Raw genomic sequence first — 25,671 nt, forward strand, 5'->3', positions numbered from 1 at the left:
CTTCCCGGCGCACCGGTGTGTCTCAGGCGTCGGTGAGCAGCGGCAGCAGCCCGCTGGGCAGGTCATCGAGGTAGAAGTGCCCGCCCGGCATCGTGTGCACGGCGAAGCCGGCGACGGTGAACGCGCGCCAGCGCCGCATGTCCTCGGCGGTGGCCGTGTCGTCCTGCGCGCCGGCGATGGCGACGACGGGGCAGCCGAGCGGCGGGCCCGGCTCGTACCGGTAACGGTGGATGGCCCGCAGGTCGGCGCGGAGCGCCGGCAACGAGAAACGCCAGACGTCCTCGTTGTCGAGCACGACCGAGCCGGTGCCGCCGAGGTCACGGACGAACTCGCGGATGTCGTCGTCGTCGAGATCCGGCCTGTCGGCGCCGATGTCGGTCGGCGCCTTGCAGGCGGAGACGATCAGCCGCGAGACGGGCGCCGGGAATCTCGGCCGTAGCCGGCGGACCACCTCGAAGGCGACCATGCTGCCCATGCTGTGCCCGAACAGCGTGGTGCCACGGCGGATGTCCGGCCCGATCGCCGCGACGATCTCGTCGGCGAGCGCGCCGATCCCCGCCGGCATTCCCGCGTCGATCCGGTCCTGCCGGCCGGGATACTGCACGGCGACCACCTGGACGTCGGGCGGCGCCGCGCGGGCCAGCGGCCGGAACGCACTGGCCGAGCCACCCGCGTGCGGAAAGCACAGCAGGCGGCGCGTCGCCGCCGGGCGCGGTTCGTACACCCGCACCCAGTCCCGTGCCGTGGAGTGGCGATCATCCACCGTGGTCATCGGAGTCCTTTCTGGTGGTGCGGGCGCTGCGGATCGCGGGGCTGAGTGCGGCGGCCGTGGCGAGGCCGAGCATCACCGCACTGATTCCCGCCACGACACCCGCAGTCGGGAAGCTGGCCAGCAGGAATCCCGCGCCGAGCGCGCCGAGCGAGTTGGCGCCGGAGCCGAGCAGGCCCGCCACGCTGCCCACCCGCCCCTGCATCGCGTCCGGGGTGATGCTCAACTGGTAGGTGCCAGCCACGACGTTGAGCAGCGCACCCAGCATCGTGGTGGCCGCGAACAGGGCCGCCAGCAGCACGATCGGCGGGCCCAGCGAGATGGAGAACATCAGCGTCGCCCAGGCGGCCAGCACCCCGATGAGGACCGTGGGCAGGTCGACCCGGCGGACGACGGCGGAGCCGCAGAGCGCGCCGACGACGCCGCCGACGCCCGAGACCGCGCCGATCACCCCGACGACGGCCGGGGAGCCCCCGTCGTCGCGCACCATCACCACCAGCGCGAGCGACAGGACCTGGAAGAGGACGTTGGTGACCGCCACCAGCACCAGCGCGCTGCGCAGGAATCGCTGGCGCCGCAGCCAGCCGAAGCCGGCCGCCAGTTCGAGGCGGACGGCGCGACGGGGCTCCTGCCGCTCCTGCTGGAACCGTGCCCGGATGAACAGCAGGCCGACCAGGGCGAGGCCGTGGCTGAGTGCGGCGAACAGGAACGGCGCGGACCGGGCGGCGGCGAACAGCGAAGAGCTCAACGGCTGACCGAGCAGGCCGGCGGCGCGCGTCCGGGCCTCGTTCTGCGACAGGGCCGTGGAGAGCTGACCGGCAGCCACCACGTTGCTGACCGCCGCGCGCTCGGCGAGGCGGTAGATCACGGCGGCGCCACCCTCGACGAACGCGGCCACCATCAGCAGCGGAAGCCACAGCACGCCGAGGAACAGCGCGACACCCACGCTGCCGACCGCGGCCAGGGCCGCCACGTTGCACCAGATCATGGTGCGGCGTCGGTCCCACCGGTCGACCAGGACACCCGCCGGCAGTTGGATCAGCAGCAGCGGCAGCAGCCCGGCGAAGCCGGTCCAGCCGGCCGCCACCGTCGAGCGGCCCGCGAAGACCAGCAGCAGCGGGAACCCGACCGACGCGACCGTGCCACCGAGATTGGACAGCCCGGCGCCGAGCCACAGCAGCAGGAAGTCGCGGTTGTGGCGCAGCGGGACCGTGGGCGGCGCGGGGCTCGCGTCCAGCCCGGTCATGAGGCGGCATCCCCACCGAGTTCGGTGACCAGGCGCTTGGCCACTGCGGCGCCGGCATCGGAGTTGGTGAGCGCGACCACCCCGATGCCGCGATCCAGCTGACACAAGGAGATGGCGTGGTAACCGTCGGCCGAACCACCGTGGCCGAACGCGACGTCGGTGCCGCCCTGGTCGACGACCGTGCCGAGGCCGTAGGCGCTCTGCCGATGCTGCGGCGTCAGCATCTCGGTCGCCGCCTCGGCCGACAGCAGCGCCAGCGGCCTGCCGTGACGGGCGCGACGGATCTCCAGTGCAAGCCGGGCCAGGTCGGCGGCGCAGGTCCACAGGCCGCCCGCCGCCGCGTCCGGCCACCGCAGCCAACCGCCGGGCAGCGCACCGCCGTCCCGGTCGTGTCCGGTGGCCACCGGGCCCGCGTACCGGTCACCGAAGCTCTGGTCGAAACTGCTGGCCGTCATGCCGGCCGGGTTGAACACCAGCTCGTCCATCAGCTCCACGAGCGGAGCGCCGGTGACGTCGGTGAGCACCTGCTCGACCACCCAGTAGTGCGCGTTCGCCTTCTCGAAGACCACGCCCGGCCGATGGTGTGGTCGGGCCGCCGCCCCACCGCGCGGGGACCGGCCGTCGAGCAGATCGACGACCGTCGGCAGCTCGCCGTCGCGCGGGTAGCCCGGTGCGGGTGCCGGGGCGATGCCGGACAGGTGTGCAAGCAGCTGCCGCAACGTGATCGGCGAGCCCTCCGGCAACCGCCAGCCCCGCAGGTACTCGCGTACCGGCGTGTCCAGCTCCAGGACGCCGCGGTCGACCAGTCGCAGCACGGCGAACGCGGTGACGTGCTTGCTCAGCGAGCCGGCCTGGAACACGGTGTCCGGCGTGACCGGCTCGGGCCGCCCGGCGCTGAGGACGCCCTCGGCCCGCAGGTCGACCAGCTCACCGTCGCGCAGCACCGCCACGCTCACGCCCGGCACCTGCGCCGTGGCGAGCGGGCGTGCCCCCACCCGGCCCGCCGGCCGCCCGGCCACGGCAATGCCGTCCTGCACGGGTTCGGCGGCTGCCGCGACGGCCCGCAGGCTGTCGTCGGCGTACACCCGCACCAACGACAGCGCCATCCCGGCCGCCGCAGCGGCGGCGATCAGCTGGAACACGACGATCGAGTTGCCGCCCAGCTCGAAGAACCGGTCGTCGCAGCCGACCCGGTCGACACCGAGCAGGGTAGACCAGAGGTCGGCCATCCGCCGCTCGGCCGGTGACCGGGGTGCGACGTACGGCCGGTGTGCCAGGGCAGCGCCGTCCGGGTCGGGCAGCGCGGAGGGGTCCAGCTTGCCGTTGTGGGTCAGCGGAATCGCCTGCAGGAACACGTACCCGGCCGGAACCATGTACTCCGGCAGCCACTGCGCCAGCCATTCGCGCAGGACCAGCCCGGCCACCGGCTCACCGGTCGGCACCACGTAGGCGATCAGCCGGTCGTCGCGGTGCAGGACGCGAGCCTCGGACACCGCCGGGTGGCCGCCCAGCACCGACTCGATCTCGCCCAGCTCCACCCGGTTGCCGCGCACCTTGACCTGGTGGTCGAGCCGGCCGAGGTGGTCCTGGTTGCCGTCGGGCAGCACCTGCGCCAGGTCGCCGGAGCGGTACAGCCGACCGCCGGGCCGGCCGAACGGATCCGGGACGAAGCGTTCGGCGGTCAGCTCGGGGCGGTCGAGGTAACCGCGGGCGATCGAGTCCCCGCCCAGGCACAGCTCTCCGGGCACGCCCACGGGCACCGGCTCCAGCCGGTCGTCGAGGACGTACCCGCTGGTGCCGAGCATCGGTCGGCCGATCGGGACACTGTCGCCCCCGGCCCAGCCCGCCAGGACGTACTCGGTGCTGGCCACGGTCGCCTCGGTCGGCCCGTACGAGTTGATGATCCGGCCGTCGCCGAACGCGCCGTACAGCCGCGCGGCCGCCGCGCCGTGGAACGCCTCCCCGCCGAGCGCGAGCCGGTCGGTAACCGCCTCGAACTGCTCGTCGGTGAGGTGGCCGGCGAGCACGTCGAAGAGGCTCGGCGTCAGGTCGATCAGGTCGAACGGCCCGTGCGCCAGCAACCACCCGCCCAGCCGCCCGAGGTCGAGATCCTGCGGCGCGAGGTGCACGGGCAGGCCGTCGGAGAGGGCGATGTAGAGCGAGGTCACCGAGACGTCGAAGGAGATCGAGCAGAACAGGGCGCTGCCGACACGCCGGCCGCCGCCGAGGTACTGCGGTCGCGCCCAGCGCAGGTAGTTGGCGAGCGCGCCATGGCTGATCTGCACGCCCTTCGGCTCACCGGTCGAGCCGGAGGTGAAGATGACGTACGCGAGCAGATCGGGGTCGTCCATCCGCTGCGGTGCTCCGTCGGCGGCGGCCGCGACGGCGTCGGCATCGCCGTCGAGCAGGACGCAGCGCTCGACCAGTGCCGCGTCGGACGCCACCACCTCGGCGAGTGCCGACTCCGTGACGATCACCTCCGGCCGGGCTGTGCGCAGCAGGCCCAGCAGCCGTCGGGGTGGGTTCGCCGGGTCGAGCGGCACGTACGCGCCACCGGCCTTCCATACGCCGAGCATGGTGGCGATGAGGTCGGGGCCGCGCCGCAGCAGCACCGCCACCCGGGAGTCCGGCCCGACGCCGCGCGCGCGCAGGTACTGCCCGATCCGGTTGGCCCGGGCGTCCAGCTCGCCGAAGGTCCACCGCTCCGTGTCGGTCACCAGGGCCGGGCTGTCCGGCGTATGGGCGGCGTGCTCCTCGATCGTCCGCAGGGTGGTTACGGTGATCGGCTCGGCGAGGTTGGTGCCCTGGTCGAGCAGCCAGTCACGCTCACCGGCGGGCAGGTGCACCCGGTCGGCGGGCGTGCCGTCGGCCATCGCCTCCAGCGCCGCTCGGTACATGCCGATCACCCGCTCGCCGTGTGGCCGGTCGAGCACCGCCGCGTCGGCCTGCAGCACCAGCCGCTCGTCGCTCGCGGTGACCGCGTACGGGAACTCGTTGCGGCTGAACCCGCCGCCGTCCTGGGCCCGCGGGCGTGGGTCGCGGGGAGCGTCGAACTCCTCGTAGCTGAAGAAGGTGTGCAGCAGACGGCCGCCGTCGGTCAGCTCGACCTGCATGGCCGGCATCGGGAAGTTCCGGTGCGGCCACAGGGCCAGCTCCGACGCGAAGGCACGGCGCACCTCGTCCACCCAGTCGGGCTCGGCGGGGTCGACCGGGAACGGCACCGTGTTCAGGTGGGAGCCGTACACCAGCTCGGTGCCCGCCGCCTCCGGCCGGCAGTGCACCACGAGCCCGGTGTGCAGGCGCCGCCCGGAGCTCAGCTGCCGCAGCACCGCGACGTGTGCCGCCAGCAACACGCTCTTGAGCGGCGCGTGGGCCCGCGCGGCCAGGCTCCGCAGCGGGTCGAGCAGGTCGCCGAAGTCGAGGTCGAGGCGGTACGACCCGGTCGTGCCTCCGCCGAGGCCCCTCGGCAGCACCATCGGGTCACGATCGGTGATCAACTCCCGCCAGTATTCGCGGTCGGCTGGGGACGCGAGCGCCCGCAACTCGGCTGCGACGGTGTCGGCGAATCGGACGCTCGGGCGGGGGCGGCCCGGTACGCCTCGACCGTCCCGCACCGCGCGGTAGATCTCGAGCAGGTCGGCCCGCAGTCGGCTGAACGTCCAGCCGTCCACGATCAGGTGTGACTGCGTGATGGTGAGCTGCCAGTCACCGTCGGCAAGCAGATGCACCCGCACGCGCAGCAGCGGCGCGGTGTCGTGGGGCAGCGGCGTGCCGCTCTCCTCGGCCAGCGCGTCGCGCAGCGCCTGGTCGCGTGCCTGCTCGGAGGCGGTGCGCAGGTCGGTGACGCGGACCGGCAGCGCGGCCGTCGCGTGCACGAGCTGCATCGGCACCGAATAGGCGACCAGGTCGATCGACGTGCGCAGCACCTCGTGGCGGGCGACCAGCTCATCGACCGTCCGCTGCAGCGCCTCGGCGGAGAACGCGTCGTCGGCGCCGATGCGGGCGGTGGCCACCCGGTGGTAGTTGAGCGGCCCCTCGGTGGCCATCATCTCGACCAGCATGCCGAGCTGGTTCTGCGACAACGGGTACGCGTCGACCACCCCGTCGGGCACCTGCGCCCGGTCGGCCTCGCCGATCAGTGCGAACGGGGCGACCCCGGTGGTGCGCTCCACGGGGCCGGTCAGCCCGGCGGCGACGGCGGCGACGGTCCGGCCGGAGAGCAGGTCCCGAGCGGTGACGGCGAGGCCCTCCTCGCGGAGCTGCCCGGCGATGGCAACGGCGCGGATGGAGTCGCCGCCGAGGTCGAAGAAACTGTCCTGGACACCGACACGGTCGATGCCCAACACACCCGCCCACACCGCACACAACCGCTCCTGCACCGGCGTCACCGGCCCCACATAACCCGCCCGCGAAAACGCGTCCGCACCCGGCTCGGGCAACGCCCGCCTGTCCAACTTCCCATTCGCCGTCAACGGCAACCGATCCAACACCACGAACGCCGCCGGCACCATGTACTCCGGCAACGACACCGCCAACGCCGACCGCAACTCCCCCACCTCCACCACACCCGCCGGCACCACATACGCCACCAACCGCGCCTGCACCCCCGAACCCCGCAACAACACCACCGCCTCACGAACCTGACCCAGGCCCGACAACACCGCCCCGATCTCCCCCAACTCCACCCGATAACCACGCACCTTCACCTGGTCATCAACCCGACCCACAAAATCCAGACTCCCATCCACCCGCCGCCGCGCCAGATCACCCGACCGATACAACCGACCACCCGAACCAAACGGATCCGGCACGAACCGCCGCGCCGTCAAACCCGGACGATTCAAATAACCCCGCGCCACCCCCGGACCACCCACATGAATCTCACCCACCACACCGGCCGGCACCAGTTCGCCGTACGGGTCGAGCAGATGGACGTGCAGGTCGCTCAGCGGCCGGCCGATCGGGTTGCCGGCACCCGGCTCCAGGTCGGCCGAGGTCAGCCGGTGGTAGGTGGTGTGGACGGTGGTCTCGGTGATCCCGTACATGTTCACCAACGCCACCCGCGCCGGCGGAAACACCCGCACCCACGGCACCAGATCAGCCATCTCCAACCGCTCACCAGCAAACACCACCACCCGCACCACCAACGACCCCAACCGCCCATCACCCCCACCCGCCACCGCCACCAACGACCGAAACGCCGACGGCGTCTGCGACAACACCGTCACCCCCGACGACACCAACAACCCCACAAAATCCTCCGGCGACCGCACCACCTCCTGCGGCACCACCACCAAACGACCACCAAACGCCAACGCCCCCCACATCTCAAACACCGACACATCAAACGCAAACGAATGAAACAACGAAAAAACATCAGACGCATCAAACGCAAAATGCTCCTGCGCCGACCACAACAACCGCACCACATTCGCATGCGACAACACCACACCCTTAGGCCGCCCCGTCGACCCCGACGTATAAATCACATACACCACACCATCCGGCGACGACACCCGCCCCACATCACCACCCGAAAACCCCTCCAAAACCCCCGGCTCATCCACCACCAACCGAGGCCCCGAAAACTCCACCACCCCCACCGTCGCCAACTCACACACCACCACCGACACACCCGCATCCCCCACCACAAAACCCAACCGATCCACCGGCAACACCGGATCCAACGGCACATAACCCGCACCCGCCTTCAACACCCCCAACAACACCGGAACCAACTCCACCCCCCGCGACAAACACACCCCCACCAACGACTCCGCACCCACACCACGCGACCGCAACCACCACGCCACCCGATTCGCCCGCTCATTCACCTCCGCATACGACAAACCCACACCACCCACCACCACCGCCACCGCACCCGGACACCGCCGCACCCGCTCCTCAAAAAGCTCATGCAGACAGCGATCAACCGGCGCGACGCGCGACGCTGCGCCCTGCTGGAGCAGCCGGCTCCGCTCGTCGGCTGGCAGGTAGACGGCTCGGGCGTCACCGGTGCCACCGGCGGCCATCGACTCCAGGACGGCGCGCAGCATGCCGGCCAGGCGGTCCGCGTCGGCCGGGCCGAGGTGCCGCTGGCTGGAGCTGAGCTGGAAACGGCCGTGCTGGCTGACGAGCGACAACACGAACTCGTTCGGCGCGTTGGTCGAGCGGGTCTCGGTCGCCACCAGCTCGGTGTCCACCTGCCGGAAGTCGAGGTGATTGAAGAAGAGCTCGATCAGCCGGCCCTCGCCGGTGCGGCGGATGGCCGGCATCGGGTACCGCCGGTGCTGCCACACCTCCAGTTCCCGGGCGAAGACCTGAATGACGAGGTCGTGCCAGGTCGCGGCACCCCGGTCGACGGCGATCGGCAGCGTGTTGACGTACATGCCGGGCACCCGGTCCGCGCCGACCTCCTCCGGGCGGGTGTCGACCACCATGCCCGCGTGGTACGCCGGCTCGTCGGTCAGCTGGCCCAGCACCTTCAGGTACGCCGCGAGCAGCACCGTCTTCAGCGAGGTGTTCGTGGTGGCGGCCAACTCCCGCAGGCCGTCGAGCAGGTCCCCGTACGGGATCTGCCGGAACACCCGCTCGTCGGAGTCGGTCCCCCAGCCCGCAGGCAGCGTCGCCGGGACGTACCCGTCGGTGATCCGCTCCCAGTAGGCCCGGTCCTCGTCGGACCCGAGGGCCGCCAGCTCACCCGCGATAGCGTCGGCGAACCGGACGCCCGGCGGGTCGTACGCCTCGGGTTCGGTGGCGTCGCGCAGCCGGCCGTAGCACTCCAGCAGCTCCGTCAGCACCTGGTGGGTGCTCCACCCCTCGGTCATGGCGTGCGTCTGGGTCAGGGTCAGCCACCATGCCTCGTCGCTCTCCACGTGGGCGACGACGCGGAGCAGCGGCGCCACCGCGAAGTCGAAGCCCTCGGCCCGCTGCGCGGTGAGCATCTGCTCGCGCACCGCAGGATGCTCACCCGGGTCGACGTCGCGGATGTCGTGCACCTGCACCGCAACCTCGACCCGCCGGTGCACGAGCTGCAGCGGTACGGAGAAGCCGGTCAGCCGGATCGAGGTGCGCAGCGTCTGGTGCCGGTCCACGAGCACCGCGGTCGCCCGGCGCAGGGCGTCGGCGTCCAGCGGGTGGCCGTCGGTCACCCGGAAGGTGTTGACCATGTGGTACGCGCCCCGGCCGTCACCGGCCATCGCCTCGATGACCATGCCGAGCTGGGTGCGGCCGAGCGGGTACGCGTCCTCCACGTCGTCCGGCAGCTGCGCCCGGTCGGCGTCGTCGAGCAGCGCGAACGGCTCGACGTACCGGCTGCCGCCCGTCCCCCGCGCCAGCCCCAGCCCTGCGCAGAGCCGCTCGACGGTCCGCGCGTCGAGCACGTCCCGCACGGTCACCTCGTACCCGACCGCCCGCATCGACCCCACCAGCGCCACCGCGCGCAGCGAGTCGCCGCCGAGCTGGAAGAACCCGTCGCGCAGGCCGACCCGTTCGACGCCGAGCGCCGCCGCCCACAACTCGGCCACCGCGGCCTGGACTCCCGCGGCCGGCGCGACGAACCCGTTCACCGCCAGCGCCTCGGAGTCCGGCTCGGGCAGCGCCCGCCGGTCCACCTTGCCGTTGACGGAGAGAGGGATCTCGTCGAGCACCACGAACGCCGCCGGGACCAGATAATCCGGTAGCTCCGCCTCCAGCGCGGCGCGCAGGTCGGTGGGCGTCGGCCGGTCGCCCGGCGCGGCCACGTACGCGATGAGCCGATTGTCGCGGCTGACGACGACGGCCTGGCACACCAGCGGGTGGGCGGTCAGCGCAGCCTCGATCTCGGCCGGCTCGACCCGATGGCCCCGGACCTTCGCCTGCTGGTCGGCCCGGCCCAGGTAGTCCAGCGCACCGTCGGGCCGCCACCGGGCGAGGTCGCCTGTGCGGTAGAGCCGCCCGCCGGGCGGACCCCACGGGTCGGGGACGAACTGCCGCGCGGTCAGCGTCGGCTGGTTCAGGTAGCCGTCGCCGACCCCGATCCCACCGACGTGCAGCTCGCCGGGGACCCCGTCGGGCACGGGCGTGCCCCACTCGTCGAGGACGTACAGGCGGGTGCCGCGCACGGGCCGGCCGATCGGGACGCGGGTGAACCGGTCAGTTGAGGTGATCACCTGGTGGGCGACGTCGTCCGCACACTCCGCCTGCCCGTAAGAGTTGAGCACGGGGATCTCGGGGAAGCGCGCGAACCAGCCGTCCACCAGGTCGGCCGGCAGCGCCTCGCCGGTGACGACGAGGTGCCGCAGCGCGGAGGCCGACGGCAGCCGTACACCACCGTCCAGTGCGGCCCGCAGCAGCGACGGCACGACCTCCAGCACGGTGATCCGCTCGCGCGCCACCAGGTCGAACAACGCCTGCGGGTCGCGGGACACGGCTTCGGGCACCACCCGGACGCACCCGCCGGTCGCGGTGCCGCCCAGCAGCTGCCAGATCGCGACCACGAAGGTCGGCGGAGCGTTCTGCGCCAGGATGTCCGCGGCGGTCATGCTCAGGTCGCCGACCTTGGCGAGCAGGTGGTTGACGACACCACGGCGGGTCAGGGACACACCCTTCGGCCGTCCCGTGGAGCCCGACGTGTAGAGCAGGAAGGCCGGATCCTGCGGCGCGGCGACCGCCTCCGGATCGGTCACCGGCTGGTCCGCGAGCCGCGGGTCGTCGACGGCCAGCACCGGCACCGGCACCTTCGGCGCGTCCGCGCCCAGGGCCAGGATCAGGCGGGCCCCGGCGTCGGCGAGCTGGAAGGCGAGCCGCCTGGTCGGCGTACCGGAGTCGAGCGGCAGGCAGACGCCACCGGCCTTGAGCACCGCGAGGACCGCCACGATCCGCTCCGACGACGCCGGTAGGCAGACGGCGACCACGGTGCCGAGGCGGACGCCGCCAGCGCTCAGCAGGTGCGCGAGCCGGTTGACGTCCTCGTTGAGGGCACGCCAGTTGGTCGTTCCCGCGTCGGAGCTCACCGCGGGCGCGTCCGGCGTCTGGGCGGCCCAGTGTTCGAGCTGACGGGCCGGATCACCGGTGAACGGCTCACGCTCGACGGTGGTCGGGCCGTCGGGAAACGGGTACGGCGCGATGGGGGCCCTCGCGTCACCGTCCGGGTCGTCGATCATCCGCTCCAGCACCGCGCGGTACATCCCTGCGAGGCGTACGGCGTTCCCCCTGCTCAGTACGCCCGTCCGCGTGGTCAGATTGATCCGGTCGGCTCGGCAGTGCACGATCAGGTCGAACTCGGTGTGCGACTGGGTGATCGTCGCACCGGTGTCGCCGGCGCTGTCGCGGCGGGGCAGGTCGACGTAGTTGAACGCCACCCGGATCAGCCGGTCGCCCGGCGACTCCCGTGGGATGGCCGGCATCGGGTACCGGCGGTACGGCCACAGCTCGGCCTCCTGAGCGAAGACCCGGCGCACCAGCTCGCGCCAGGTGGCGGCGGTCCGGTCCACGGCGAACGGCACGGTGTTGAGGTGCATGCCGTAGACGCGCTCGGCACCTGCCCGCTCCGGGCGGGCGTCGCTCACCAGACCGACGTGCCCACGGCGGGCCTCGCTGAGTCCGCTCATCACCTTCACGTACGCGGCGAGCAGCACGCTCTTGACCGGTACTCGCAGTGCCGTGGCCAACTCGCGCAGCCGGGGCTCCAGGTCGTCGAGCGGCAGAAGCTGCTGGAACGGTTCGTCCGGCGACCCGGCCCAGGCCGGCGGCAGGCCGAGCGGCGTCCGGTCGGCGACCACCGAGCGCCAGTACGCCGCGTCCCGCTCCGACGCCAGCGACCGCAGCTCGGCGGCGATGAAGTCGGCGTAGCGCACGGCCGGCGCGTCGTACGCCTCGAGCGCACCCCCGTCGGCCAGCACCTGGTACGCGGACTGCAGCTCGGCGCGCAGGTTGTTGAGGCTCCAGCCCTCCGTGATGGCGTGGGGCAGGGCCAACGCGAGCCACCAGCGTCGGTCCTCGACGAGGACCACGGAGATCCGCAGCAGCGGCGCCGACCCCACGTCGTACGGGGCGTCCCGCTCGGTGGCGAGCCGGCGCCGGACCTCCCGTTCCCGGTCACCGGGTGCGGTGGCGCGCAAATCGTGCACGGCGATCGGCACCTCGGCCGCGGCGTGCACGACCTGCATCGGCACCGAGAAGTCGGTCAGGTGCAGCGAGGTGCGCAGCGGCTCGTGCCGTCGGACGACCTCGGCCACCGCCTCCCGCAGAGCGGCGGCGTCGAACTCCCGTCCCACCATCTCGTGCGCGACGAGGTTGCGGTACGCCGTGGCGTCACCGAGCATCTCCACGACCATCCCGGCCTGCACTCGCGACAGCGGGTACGCGTCGACCGCCGACCCGGGCAGCTTCGCGCGGTCGTCGACGCCGATGAGGGCGTACGGGGCGACCGGTGCGTCGTCCGGTGTGCTTCCGTCCCGCGAAGCCAACGCGGCGCTCAGCTCGGCCACGGTCGGGTGCCGGAACAGGTCGCGCACCGTCACGTCCACGCCCTCGTCGCGCAGTGCGCCGACCGCGGTGAGCGCCCGCATCGAGTCGCCGCCGATGTCGAAGAACATGTCGGTCAGCCCGATCCGGCGCCGGCCCAGCACGTCCTGCCAGATCGCGGTGATCCGGCTCTGCAGCGGGGAACGCGGCGGCTCGTACTCCGGTTCGGCGGGCTCACCGGTCGTCGGTCCGGCGGCGTCCGGTACGTGAGGCAGCAGGAGTCCGTCGGCGCGGGCTGTGGCCAGGTCGCCGGTCACGAAGAGCCGCGCGCCGGGCGGCCCGTACGGGTCGGGGCGGAAGCGGTCGGCGGTGAGCGCGGGTCGTCCCGCGAAGCCGCGCGGCACGACGCCGCCCAGGTGGATCGTCCCGGGCTCACCGTCGGGTACCGGGTCACCGTTCCGGTCGAGCAGGTGGAACTCGCGCCCCTGCACCGGGTCGCCGACCGGGCACGTCGCATCGTCGAGGTCGGCGGCGCCGAGCACCCGCCAGCCGGCCCGCCGGTAGCGGTTGACCAGCAGGGGATCGCCCCCGCCGGTGCGGTCCAGCCACGGCCGTACGTCGTCGGGACGACACGGGCCACCGGTGAGCAGCACCAGCCGCAGGGCGAACCGGTCGTCGGCGGCCGCGCCGGCCAGCTCACGGGCGGCGTCGGGGCGCCGGGACAGCACCGACACCTCGTGGCGGGCCAGCAGGTCCAGCACGCTCAGCGGGTCCGCCCCGGTCGGGAGGATCACCAGCGACCCGCCGTGCAGCAGAGCGCCCCAGACGGGCAGCGGGTCCTCGGCCCAGGTGCCGTCGAGCGTCCAGACGTCGAACTCGTCGAACTCGTGTGCGCGGTGCGCGGCGGTCACCTCCCGCAGCACGTCACGGTGCGACAGGACCGCGTGCGGCCCGGCGGGGCTGACGACCATGGTCGCGTCGGGGTCGGCGACGGCGGGCGGCGCGGTGACCGGCAGGTCGGCGAGGTCGTCGTCGACCATGACGACGGGTACGCCGTCGAGGGCGGTGGTGGCGTCCCGGTGCCGCTCGTCGGTGACGACCAGCGCGACGCCGGCGTCCCGGGTCGCGGTGAGGCGCTCCCGTGCGGGGGCGACCGGGTCCAGCGGCAGGTAGCCGGCACCGCTCTTGAGCACGCCGAGCATCGCCCACACCGCGGTCGCGCCGGGCGGGAGGCAGAGCCCGACCACCGTCTCGACCCCGGCGCCCAGTTCGCGCAGCCGGTGCGCCAGCCGGTTCGCCCGCTCGTCGACCTCGCGGTAGCTCAGCTCGACCTCGTCCTCGATCACGGCCACGGCGGCCGGGGTTCGCGCCGCCTGGTCGGCGAAGAGGTCAGGCGAGCACTTCTGGGCACGGCCGCGGACGGCACGGCGGGACCTCCTCGACGCCGGGGCGGCGAGCCGCTCCCGCTCGGGCAGGAGGACCGCGCGGGCGTCGCCGTCGGGATCGGCGGCCATGGCGGTCAGCACGGCGCGGAACATGCCGACGACCCGCCGCGCATTGTCGTGGCTGAGCACGTGGCTGTTGCTCCGCAGGCTGAGCTGGCCGTTGAGGGTGACGATGCCGACCGCGAACTCGTTCGGCGCGTCGCTGAACCCCGGGCTGTCGTCGGCGACCTCGGTGTCCATCCGGTGGAAGTCGAGGTAGCAGAAGAAGACGTCCACCAGACGTCCCGCGCCGCCGTCGCGGCGGATGGCCGGCATCGGATAGTGCCGGTGGTCCCAGATCTCGATCTCCCGGTCCGAGACCTGGCGGACCAGCTCGCGCCAGGTACGCGCGTCCGTCCGCACGGGGAACGGCAGCGTGTTGAGGAAGTTGCCGTAGACCCGGTCCCCGCCCGGCTCGGCCAAGCGGGTGTGGGTGACCAGCCCGGTGTGGAAGGCGGCCGCACCGGTGAGTTGGCTCATCACCTTGGCGTGCGCGGCGGCGAGCACGCTCTTGAGCGAGGTGCGGGCGGCGGTGGCCAGCCGACGCAGCCCGTCCTCCAGGTCGGCGAAGGACATTCCCGCGCGTACGGTCTCGGCCGGCGCGTCCCGGTCGCCGCTCCACCCGGCCGGCATGGTCATCTTGACGTGGTCGCGGACCACCGCCTGCCAGTACGCGCGGGTTCGCTCCGAGTCGAGGGCATGGCGCTCGGCCGCGACGGTGTCGGCGAACCGCACAGCCGGCGCGTCGTAGGTGCCGGGGCTGTTGCCGTCGCGCAGCCGCCGGTAGCAGTCCACCAGTTCCAGAAGGAACAGCTGGTTGCTCCAGCCGTCGAGCAGCGCGTGGTTCTGGGTGAAGCCGCACAGCCAGGCGGTGTCCGAGGTGACGTGCGCGTGCACCCGCAGCAGCGGAGTCGACGCGGACAGGTCGAACACGTCGGCCCGCTCGGCGGCGACGTGCTCGGCCACGGCGTGGAACTGGTCGCGGCCCTCCAGGTGACGCACGTCCCGCCAGCTGCACGGCACGTCGACCTCGGAGTGCACGAGCTGCATCGGCACCGAGTAGCCCGTCAGACGCACCGATGTCCGCAGCACGTCGTGCCGCGCGACGACGACCCGGACGGCGCGCGCGAAGGCGTCCCCGTCGAACGGGCAGTCGTCGCGGACCTCGTACATGTTGACGTTGTGGTAGCTGTTCTGCTCGCCACCAGCCAGCAGCTCGACCAGCATGCCGGACTGGTTCATCGACAGCGGGTACGCGTCGGCCAGCCCCGGCGGCAGCTTGGCCCGGTCGGCCTCGGCCACCAGCTCGAACGGCGCCACGGCCGGTCGGTCGGTGGTGGACAGCGGGTCCCGTCCGGTCAGCAGTCGGGACACCGCCTCGACGGTGCGGTGCTGCAGGATCTCGCGCACCGAGACGTCCCAACCCTCCGCCCGCAGCGCGCCGATCAGCGCCACCGCGCGGATCGAGTCGCCGCCGAGATCGAAGAAGTCGTCGCCCAGGCCGACCTGAGCCGCGCCGAGCACCTCGGTCCACACCGCGGCGAGGCGCTCCTGCAACGGGGTAAGGGCTTCCCAGGCGGCGCGGCCGGGCTCGGACGGATCGGGGTCGGGCAGCGCGTGCCGGTCCAGCTTGCCGTTCGCGTTGAGCGGCAACCTCTCCAGCTGCACGAACGCGCCCGGGATCAGGTAGTCGGGCAGCATGCGGGACAGCCGCTCACGCAGCGACGTACGGCTGATCTCACCCGCGGCGACCAGGTAGGCGACGAGCTGGCGCTCGCCGCCCGCGCCGGTGTCCCGGGCGACCACCCGGACATCGGTGATCTCCGGGAAGCCGCCCAGTGTCGCCTCGATCTCGCCCAGCTCGATCCGGTATCCGCGGATCTTGAGCTGGCCGTCGCGCCGGCCCCGGAAGTCGCACACGCCGTCGGGCAGCAGGCGTACCAGGTCGCCGGTGCGGTACAGGCGCGCGCCCGGCGGGCCGTACGGGTCGGGCAGGAAGCGTTCGGCGGTCAGCTCGGGCCGGCCCAGGTATCCGCGGGCCACGCCGGTGCCGCCGACGTACAGCTCACCGGTCACGCCGACGGGCAGCGGCCGCAGGTCCCGGTCGAGGACGCGCATGGTCATGCCGGGCAGCGGACGGCCGATCGGCACGACGTCGGCGACGGGTGGTGACACGGGATGAACGCAGGTGCCGACGGACGCCTCGGTCGGGCCGTACTCGTTGATCAACTCGACCTCGGGTGCCAACGCCCGCCACGCCTGCACGACGTGCCGGGTGAGCGCCTCGCCGGCGACCACCAGCACCGGGGCGAGTCGGCCGGCCTGCTCGGCGCTCAGCTGCGCGGTCAGCACCTCCAGGTGGCCGGGTGTCAGCTTGAGGAAGCTGTACGGGCCGTGCCGGTCCAGGTGGGCGCCGAGGTCGCCGAGGTCCACGTCGTCGGGCACCATCGTCAGCGCCTGGCCGGTGACCAGCGGCGCCCACAGATTCGGCACCACGAGGTCGAAGGCGACCGAGGAGAACAGCGTCGCCCCACCGGCGCCCCGCACGGCCAGCGTCTCGGCCGCCCAGCGCACATGGTTGGCGAGCCCGCCGTGCGGCACCGCGACGCCCTTGGGGCGTCCGGTCGAACCGGAGGTGTAGATGACGTACGCGAGCTGGTCGGCATCGACGGGGCCGCGGCCGTCACCCGGGCGGCGCGCCTCGGGAAGCGCGTCGGGTACCAGCCGCAGCTCCTCCGGCACCCCGGCGGCACCGGGCAGTTCGTACCGGGTCACCAGCACGGCGGCGTGGGCGTCGCGGACCATCTCGGCGACGCGCTCGGCGGGGAAACCGACGTCGAGCGGCAGGTACGCGGCTCCCGCCTTCCAGATGCCCAGCAGCGCGGCGGCAAGGTCGGGGCCGCGGTCGAGCAGCACCGCGACGACCGATTCGGTACCGACGCCGCGGTCGGCGAGGGCCGCCGCGTACCGCTCGGCACGGTCGTCGAGGTCGGCGTACGTGATGATGTCGTCGCCGGTGACCACGGCGCTGGCGTGCGGCGTACGGGCGGCCTGGGCCTCGAAGAGGTCCAGCACCGAGCGGAAGTCGACTGCGGACGCGGGGCCGACGGCCCAACCGCGCTGGGCCTCCAGCTCGGCCGGCGTGGTGAGCGGGATGGTCGCGTCGCCGTGTGGATCGGCGGCCATCGCGGTCAGCACGACCCGGAACATCTCCGCGATCCGGTCGGTGTTCGCCCTGTCGAGTGACCGCAGGTCGGAGGTGAGGAAGATGTGCCCGGCCCGCGACGACACGGTGAGCGGGAACTCGGTCGGGCTGTCGTCCATGCCCTGGGTGGCGTCGACCAGCTCGGTGTCGACCTGCCGGAAGTCCTGGTAGTTGAAGAAGACTTCGATGAGCCCCTGCTGCCCGGTGTTGTCACGCTGCACCTGCGGCAAGGGGTAGCGCCGGTGCGACCACGACTCGACCTCACGGTCGAAGGTGCGCGCCACCAGGTCACGCCAGGAGCCACGGATCGGGTCGAAGGGGAACGGCAGCGTGTTGAGGTACATGCCGAACACCCGGTCGGCCCCGAGCACCTCGGGTCGCACGTCGTAGACGAGACCGGCGTGCAGGGCCGGCTCCTCGGTGAGCTGACTGAGCACCGCGCCGAACGCGGCCACCATGACGCTCTTCATCGACGCCCTGGCGGTGGTCGCCAGCCGTCGCAGCCCCGGCTCCAGATCGGTCCACGGGATCCGCGTGTGGTAGGCGGTCCGCTCGGTGACGGTGTCGTCGCCCCAGCCGGTCGGGAGGACGAACTTCTCGTACCCTGTCACCACGTCCCGCCAGTACGCCGTGCTCTCCGGCGAGGCGAGCGCGGCGATTTCCCCCGCGATGGAGTCGGCGAACCGGACGGCGGGCATCGGCTCGGCGTCCGGCTCCAGGCCGCTGGCGATGCGCTGGTACGCCCGCACCAGCTCCATCAGCATCGTGTGGTAGCTCCAGCCCTCCATGATCGGGTGGCACTCGGTGATCGAGATCCACCAGGCGCCGGGGCCGGTGACGTGCACGAAGAAGCGCATCAGGGTGGGCCGGGTCAGGTCGAACGGGTCGGCCCGCTCGCGGACGGCGTACTCGTGCAGCACCCGCTCGGTGCCGGCCTGGTCCAACGTGCCGTGGTCGGTCCAGCCGATCGGCACCTCGGCCGTGGCGTGCACGAGCTGCATCGGCACCGAGAAGCCAATCAGGTGCACGGACGTCCGCAGCATGTCGTGGCGCGCCACGAGCCAGGCAGCGGCCCGCTCGAAGGCCGAGAAATCGAACGGCCGGTCGTCCATGATCCGGAACGCGCTGGAGTTGTGGTAGTTGTTCTGCTGGTCGTCGGCGAGCATCTCGATGACCATGCCGGTCTGGATCTGCGACAACGGGTACGCGTCGACCACCCCGTCGGGCACCAGCGCCCGGTCCTCGGCCCCGATCAGCGCGAACGGCTCGACCAGCACCTGGTCGCCGGCGGCCAGCTCGGACCGCTCGGCCAGCAGGTCGGCCAGGTCGGCCACGGTCCGCCGGTCGAACACGTCCCGGACGCTGAGGTCGAATCCCTCGGCGCGCAGCGAACCGACAAGCGAAACGGCGCGGATGGAGTCGCCGCCGAGGTCGAAGAAACTGTCCTGGACACCGACACGGTCGATGCCCAACACACCCGCCCACACCGCACACAACCGCTCCTGCACCGGCGTCACCGGCCCCACATAACCCGCCCGCGAAAACGCGTCCGCACCCGGCTCGGGCAACGCCCGCCTGTCCAACTTCCCATTCGCCGTCAACGGCAACCGATCCAACACCACGAACGCCGCCGGCACCATGTACTCCGGCAACGACACCGCCAACGCCGACCGCAACTCCCCCACCTCCACCACACCCGCCGGCACCACATACGCCACCAACCGCGCCTGCACCCCCGAACCCCGCAACAACACCACCGCCTCACGAACCTGACCCAGGCCCGACAACACCGCCCCGATCTCCCCCAACTCCACCCGATAACCACGCACCTTCACCTGGTCATCAACCCGACCCACAAAATCCAGACTCCCATCCACCCGCCGCCGCGCCAGATCACCCGACCGATACAACCGACCACCCGAACCAAACGGATCCGGCACGAACCGCCGCGCCGTCAAACCCGGACGATTCAAATAACCCCGCGCCACCCCCGGACCACCCACATGAATCTCACCCACCACACCGATCGGCACGGGGCGGCCCACTTCGTCCAGGAGATGGACCATGAGGTCCCTGAGCGGGCGGCCCACCGGGTTGTGCAGGCCGGGGGCGATGTCCTCGTCGACGAGCCGGTGGTAGGTGGTGTGGACGGTGGTCTCGGTGATCCCGTACATGTTCACCAACGCCACCCGCGCCGGCGGAAACACCCGCACCCACGGCACCAGATCAGCCATCTCCAACCGCTCACCAGCAAACACCACCACCCGCACCACCAACGACCCCAACCGCCCATCACCCCCACCCGCCACCGCCACCAACGACCGAAACGCCGACGGCGTCTGCGACAACACCGTCACCCCCGACGACACCAACAACCCCACAAAATCCTCCGGCGACCGCACCACCTCCTGCGGCACCACCACCAAACGACCACCAAACGCCAACGCCCCCCACATCTCAAACACCGACACATCAAACGCAAACGAATGAAACAACGAAAAAACATCAGACGCATCAAACGCAAAATGCTCCTGCGCCGACCACAACAACCGCACCACATTCGCATGCGACAACACCACACCCTTAGGCCGCCCCGTCGACCCCGACGTATAAATCACATACACCACACCATCCGGCGACGACACCCGCCCCACATCACCACCCGAAAACCCCTCCAAAACCCCCGGCTCATCCACCACCAACCGAGGCCCCGAAAACTCCACCACCCCCACCGTCGCCAACTCACACACCACCACCGACACACCCGCATCCCCCACCACAAAACCCAACCGATCCACCGGCAACACCGGATCCAACGGCACATAACCCGCACCCGCCTTCAACACCCCCAACAACACCGGAACCAACTCCACCCCCCGCGACAAACACACCCCCACCAACGACTCCGCACCCACACCACGCGACCGCAACCACCACGCCACCCGATTCGCCCGCTCATTCACCTCCGCATACGACAAACCCACACCACCCACCACCACCGCCACCGCACCCGGACACCGCCGCACCCGCTCCTCAAAAAGCTCATGCAGACAGCGATCAACCGGCACCTGCTCGACGACCTCGCCGACGACCACCGCGCGCTCGGCGTCGTCGAGCAGCTCAAGCCCGGCGACCGCCGCGTGCGGGGCGTCCAGGGCAGCGGCCAGCAGAGTGAGCAGGTGCCCGGCCATCCGGCGCACGGTGGCCTCGTCGAACAGCGCGGTGTCGTACACCAGGTGGCCGCCGAGGCCGTCGAGGGTGTCACCGACCTGCAGTTCCAGGTCGCACTTGGCCACCCCGCCGGTGAGCGGGTACGGCGTCAGCCGCGCGCCAGGCAGCGTCACGTCACCGCGCCGCGGCTCGTGCATGGTGATGGCGATCTGGTAGAGCGGCGAACGGGACATGTCGCGTTCCGGCTGCAGCTCGTCCACCAGCCGGGCGAACGGCACGGCCTGGTGGTCGTACGCGTCGGCGAGCACCGCGCGGGCCGCCGACACCACCTCGGCGAAGCTCTGTCGATCGTTCCAACGGGTCCGCATGACCAGGTTGTTGATCCCGTACCCGATCAGTCCGTGCAGCTCCGGCCGGGTCCGCCCGGACACCACCGTGCCGACGGGCACGTCGGTCACCCCGGTGTAGCGGGAGACGAGCAGTTGGAAGGCGGTCAGGAAGACCACGAACGGCGTGGTGTCGAGCTTCTCGGCCAGCCGCCGTACCTGATCGGCGAGATCGCCGGGAAGTTCGAAGGCGACCGCCGCGCCGTCGTGCCCGCGTACCGCCGGACGGGGCCGGTCGGCGGGCAGGTCGATGGTGGGCAGATCGGCGAGCTGCTCGCGCCAGTACCTGAGGTGCCGCTCGGCCTCCCGCTCCGCGGCCGGGGTGCGCTGGGCGGCCGCGAAGTCGGCGTACTGCAGGGGCAGCTCGGGCAGGTCCGGGGTCTCGCCCTCGGCGAACGCCCGGTAGGACTCGACGAACTCGCGAACGAAGACCTGACCCGACCAGGCGTCGAACGCCACGTGATGGAAGATCACCACAAGGACGTGGTCGTCCTGGTCGAGGGTGACCAGCCGTGCGCGTACCGGCCACTCGCGCTCCAGGTCGAACGGCCGGGTCGCCTCCTGGCCGAGCAGATCGGCGCACCGCCGCGCACGCTGGTCCTGCGGCCCGCTGAGCACGTCCATCGCCACCTCGACCGGGGCCGGCGGGTCGATGACCTGCTCCGGCTCGTCGCCCACCAGCAGATAGCGGGTACGCAGAACCTCGTGCCGGGCGACCAGCGCGGACAGGGCTCGGACGAGCGTCCCGCCGTCGACCGTTCCGCGCAGCCGGAACGCGAGCGGCACCAGGTACTCGGCGCTCTCCGGCTCCAGCCGGTTGAGGAACCACATCTGCTGCTGCCCGTGCGACAGGCGCAGTGGACGGCTCCGGTCCACGCGCTGCACATCGGGTCGCCGCCGGGCCCGGCCTCCGCTCAGCCGACGCAGGAGCAGCTCACTGCGCAGCTCGGACATCGACGGGATCTGCTCGATATTCTCAGTAGTCATCCGAGACCGTTCCCTTGTGTTCGTTGCGCTGAAGACGGATGGGATCTGCCGGAGAGCACGGCTCAGAGCAGCGTCGCCACGGTCGCGATAGTCCGTCTATATGGCGGCTATCCGACGGCGTGACCAGCCGGCGCGCGCTCAGGCCGGAGGGATGGCGGGCACCTCGACCGGTGCCGGCTCGCCGTAGCTGCGCAGGCGCAGTTCCTCATCGGCGGTCACCCCGAGCCGGGACATGCTGAACCGCAGGATCGGCGGGCTCATCAGCGAGGTGACGATCGCGATCAGCACGATGGTCGTGTACATGGTGGTGCTGAGGATGCCGAGCTGGACGCCGACCATGGCGACAACGACCTCGACGACGCCCCGGGCGTTCATGCCGGCCCCGAGCGCGATGGCCTCCCAACGGTTCAACCCGCTGATCGACGCGCCGACGAACGCACCGCTGAACTTGCCCACCACGGCGATCAGCAACAACAGGAGGGCGACGCCGAGCACCATAGGATCGGCGAGTCGGCTGAGGTCCATGCGCAACCCGGCGGTGGCGAAGAACAGCGGTGCCAGCACCGCGGTGACCAGCAGGCGCAGCGGGGCCAGCCGCGCGACGATCTCGGGGCCGGCGCTGCTGACGAGAATTCCGGCGATCAGGGCACCGAAGATCGCCTCCAGGTGCAGGGCCTGCGTGGCGGCGGCGCAGAGCAGGACGAGTACGGCAGTGGCGGCCACGACGGTGCCCGAGCCTTCCTGCCGGGCCGCGACGCGCATCACCCGCCGCACCAGCGGGCGGCCCAGCACGATCGCGCCGAGCACCACGCCGACCAGAGCCACGACCGGGTACGCCAGTCCACCGGCCCGTAGGCCCGTGGTCGCCACGGCGGTGACCACCGAAAGGCCGAGCCAGCCGAGCAGGTCGTCCACCGTGCCCGCCATGAGGATGAGCTGGCCGATGTTGCGGTGCAGCAGGCGCAGGTCCATGAGTGTCTTCGCGATCACGGGGATGGCGCTGACCGACATGGCGACGCCGATGAACAGCGCGAACGCGGGCCGGTCAGCGTTGTCGACGAGGAACGACCCCGGCAACAGCAGGCCAACCGTGACGCCGAGCCCCAGCGGGATGAGGAATCCGGGCAGGCTCACCCGGACCGCCATGCCGCGTCGGCGTCTGATCAGACCCAGGTCGAGGCTGGCGCCGGTGATCGCGACCAGGAGCACCACGCCGATCTGCCCGACGGCATCCAGCAGATGGAACTGCGCGCCCGTCTGCGGAAACAACCACTGGTACGCGGCCGGGGCGGCATGCCCCAGCAGCGACGGGCCCAGCAGTACGCCGGCCAGCAGTTCGCCCACGATCGCCGGAAAGTTGAACCGCATGGCCAGCCGCCCCAGCAACACGGCGGCGAGCAGCAGAACCCCGGCCTGCGCAAGGAGGAACAGCAGCGGAGTCCCGCCGAGCGGCGGGATCGTTGGAAGGGCGTACATCGGCATCCCCTGCCTGCGATGGGCGGCTCTCGGCCGTCCCACCATGAGCAGGGCACCTATATTCCATCAGTATCCGCAGCAGAGTTCCCTCCCTGTCACGCTGATGTGAGACAGCCCGTCTACCAGGGGATACGCTTCCTGGACCGGTTGCGAGGAGAGATCATCAATATCGGACATTCACCGCAGAGTTCAAGGCGCGGATCCTGGATGAGTACGAGGCGGCCCACCGCCTTTCACCTCCAACCACCAGCACCCAAGCCGCGTACAACCGGTCGCCAGCGACGTGGTTGAGGAACGTTGCACACTGGCGCGATGTCCACACCCCCTTACGTCCACGCTCCTCCTTGTCTTCAGGGCGAGGAACGGATATCGGGGATGTCCACACCGAGATCTTTCAGGGCCTTCGAGAGCGTGCGGTGGACGTGTCGGACCGTCTCTCGCGCGAGCGGCTGGCCTCCACGGTACCGAATTGGGTGCGCGCCTCGCGCTCCGCCCGCTCAGCTAGCTTCTCCGTCTTGAAGCCCCGCCGGCGCATCTGACGCCGCTTGCCGTCACGCCCTTTGGGGAGGTCGATGGTGAACTCCACGACCTGCGCCTGGTGTCGTTAATGATCTTCGTGACCACGGGCGTGACTAAATATCATCGCCCGTGGTCAATACCACCAGGTCAATCCTGGTGGAGCCGAGGGGACTCGAACCCCTGACCCCCACACTGCCAGTGTGGTGCGCTACCAGCTGCGCCACGGCCCCTTGCTGTTGTCTCCGGTCTCCCGGGCACGGAGAGAACTATACACACGCCGGGGTGCATGGTCATCTCGCGGCCCCCTCCCCAACGGGTCAGTTCAGCGCGACGTCCGGCGGGAAGTGGGCGACCGCCGCCGTCATGCCGCCCTGCCGGCGCAGGACCATCGGCCACAGGTCGTCCGGGCGGTCGACGAAGGCATCCCCGGGCAGCGCGTCGAAGACGAACCAGGAACCGTCCTCGATCTCCTGTTCGAGCTGGCCCGCACCCCAACCGGAGTAGCCGGCGAAGACCCGGATGCCGCCGACACTCTCCCGCATCCGCTCCGGGTCGGCGGAGAGGTCGATCGTGCCGACGGCGCCGGCGACCTGGTGGAAGCCGCGCAACCGCTTGGCCGGCCCGCGCAACCGGGCCAGACAGATCGCCGAGTCCGGCTGCACCGGCCCGCCCTCGAACAGCACCGCCGGGTCCCGGGCCAGGTAGCTCCAGTCGCCGAGGACGTCGACGACCGGGACCTCGGTGGCCCGGTTGAGCACCACGCCCAGCGCCCCGCCCGGCTCGTGCGCGACGAGCAGCACCACCGTCCGGTCGAAGTTCGGGTCCTTGAGCGTCGGGGTCGCGACCAGCAGCCGACCGGTCATCGACTCCATCGCACGCCCGCCGATCGCCTGGTCTTCTCCCTGCATGTCAGACATCCGTCAGCCACGCGCCGAGGGACGGGGGCCGTCGCCCCGGACGTCGGCACCGCGGCCGGACCGGACGGCATCGACGCCGGGGCCGAGCGGGGATGTGGAGGGCCACACCCGCTCGGCACGGGACTCCGCGCTCATCCCTGCTGTCAACGCCATGCCTGGCACCATAGCTTGCGGTCGGGGCACTGGCTAAGGTCTGACCGGTGGATGATCGAGTGGGACCGGAGGGGGTGGCGATGGGGCCGACGGCGGACATCGCGGTGATCGGCGGCTCGGGGCTCTACGCCCTCCTGGAGGGTGCCACCGAGCACCAGGTGGAGACGCCGTACGGGGAGCCGTCGGACCCGGTGACGATCGCCGAGGTGGGCGGCCGGCGGGTGGCGTTCCTGCCCCGCCACGGGCGCGACCACCGGCACCCGCCGCACCTGATCCCGTACCGGGCGAACCTGTGGGCGCTGCGGTCGCTCGGGGTGCGCCAGGTGCTCGCCCCGTGCGCGGTCGGCGGGCTGCGCCCCGAGTTGGGGCCGGGCACCTTCGTGGTGCCGGACCAGCTCATCGACCGCACCAGCGGTCGGGTCCAGACGTACTACGACCGGGGCGCGGTGCACGTGACCTTCGCCGACCCGTACTGCCCGGTGGGCCGCCGGACGCTGCTCGACGCGGCGGCCGGGCGGGGCGTGTCGGCGGTCGACGGCGGGACGATGGTGGTCGTGGAGGGGCCGCGCTTCTCCACCCGGGCGGAGTCCCGCTGGTTCACCGCGATCGGCGGGGCGGTGGTCAACATGACCGGCCACCCGGAGGCGGTGCTGGCCCGGGAGTTGGCCCTCTGCTACACCCCGATCGCCCTGGTCACCGACCTGGATGCGGGGGTGGAGAGCGGCGAGTCGGTGACCCAGGAGGAGGTCTTCCGGGTCTTCGGCGAGAACACCGACCGGCTGCGCGGGGTGCTGCTGGACGCGGTCGCCGCCCTGCCGGCCGGGCGGGACTGCCCGTGCGGGCGGGCGCTGGACGGGATCAAGCTGCCCTTCCCGCTCCCCTGACCCCGGGCCGGCGTGGCGGCGATCAGTG

Annotated in this window: 7 protein-coding genes and 1 tRNA gene; 1 reads left to right on the plus strand and 7 read right to left on the minus strand. The window is 71.6% G+C overall.

Features of this window, described 5'->3' with window-relative positions:
- Positions 1-22 precede the first annotated feature (22 nt).
- From OG559_RS06075 to OG559_RS06105, 7 genes are all read right to left on the minus strand, one after another.
- The gene (locus OG559_RS06075; RefSeq protein ID WP_405113292.1) at positions 23-772 is read right to left on the minus strand and encodes a thioesterase II family protein; all 750 of its coding nucleotides are present in this window, start codon (positions 770-772) and stop codon (positions 23-25) included.
- Positions 756-2,015, minus strand: coding sequence for an MFS transporter (locus OG559_RS06080; RefSeq protein ID WP_405113294.1), 1,260 nt, complete (start codon positions 2,013-2,015; stop codon positions 756-758). The genes OG559_RS06075 and OG559_RS06080 overlap by 17 nt, the downstream gene beginning before the upstream one ends.
- Complete coding sequence (locus OG559_RS06085) at positions 2,012-21,694, minus strand: amino acid adenylation domain-containing protein (protein WP_405113296.1); 19,683 nt, start codon at positions 21,692-21,694, stop codon at positions 2,012-2,014. The genes OG559_RS06080 and OG559_RS06085 overlap by 4 nt, the downstream gene beginning before the upstream one ends.
- A gap of 138 nt (positions 21,695-21,832) precedes the next feature.
- Positions 21,833-23,170 carry a cation:proton antiporter gene (locus OG559_RS06090; RefSeq protein WP_405113298.1) on the minus strand — a complete coding sequence of 446 codons (1,338 nt, stop codon included), beginning with the start codon at positions 23,168-23,170 and terminating at the stop codon, positions 21,833-21,835.
- A gap of 394 nt (positions 23,171-23,564) precedes the next feature.
- A complete protein-coding gene (locus OG559_RS06095; protein WP_405113300.1) occupies positions 23,565-23,756 on the minus strand; it encodes an Arm DNA-binding domain-containing protein in 192 nt (63 codons plus the stop codon).
- Positions 23,757-23,843: 87 nt separating this feature from the next.
- A tRNA-Ala gene (locus OG559_RS06100) sits at positions 23,844-23,919 on the minus strand.
- Between the two features lie 87 nt (positions 23,920-24,006).
- The gene (locus OG559_RS06105) at positions 24,007-24,597 is read right to left on the minus strand and encodes a YqgE/AlgH family protein (protein WP_405113302.1); all 591 of its coding nucleotides are present in this window, start codon (positions 24,595-24,597) and stop codon (positions 24,007-24,009) included.
- 242 nt (positions 24,598-24,839) lie between these two features.
- On the opposite strand from OG559_RS06105, the gene OG559_RS06110 reads away from it, so the two are divergent.
- Positions 24,840-25,643 carry an S-methyl-5'-thioadenosine phosphorylase gene (locus OG559_RS06110; RefSeq protein ID WP_396669896.1) on the plus strand — a complete coding sequence of 268 codons (804 nt, stop codon included), beginning with the start codon at positions 24,840-24,842 and terminating at the stop codon, positions 25,641-25,643.
- The last annotated feature ends 28 nt before the right edge of the window (positions 25,644-25,671 follow it).

The sequence above is a fragment of the Micromonospora sp. NBC_01405 genome, assembly GCF_045040155.1.
Taxonomy (GTDB): domain Bacteria; phylum Actinomycetota; class Actinomycetes; order Mycobacteriales; family Micromonosporaceae; genus Micromonospora.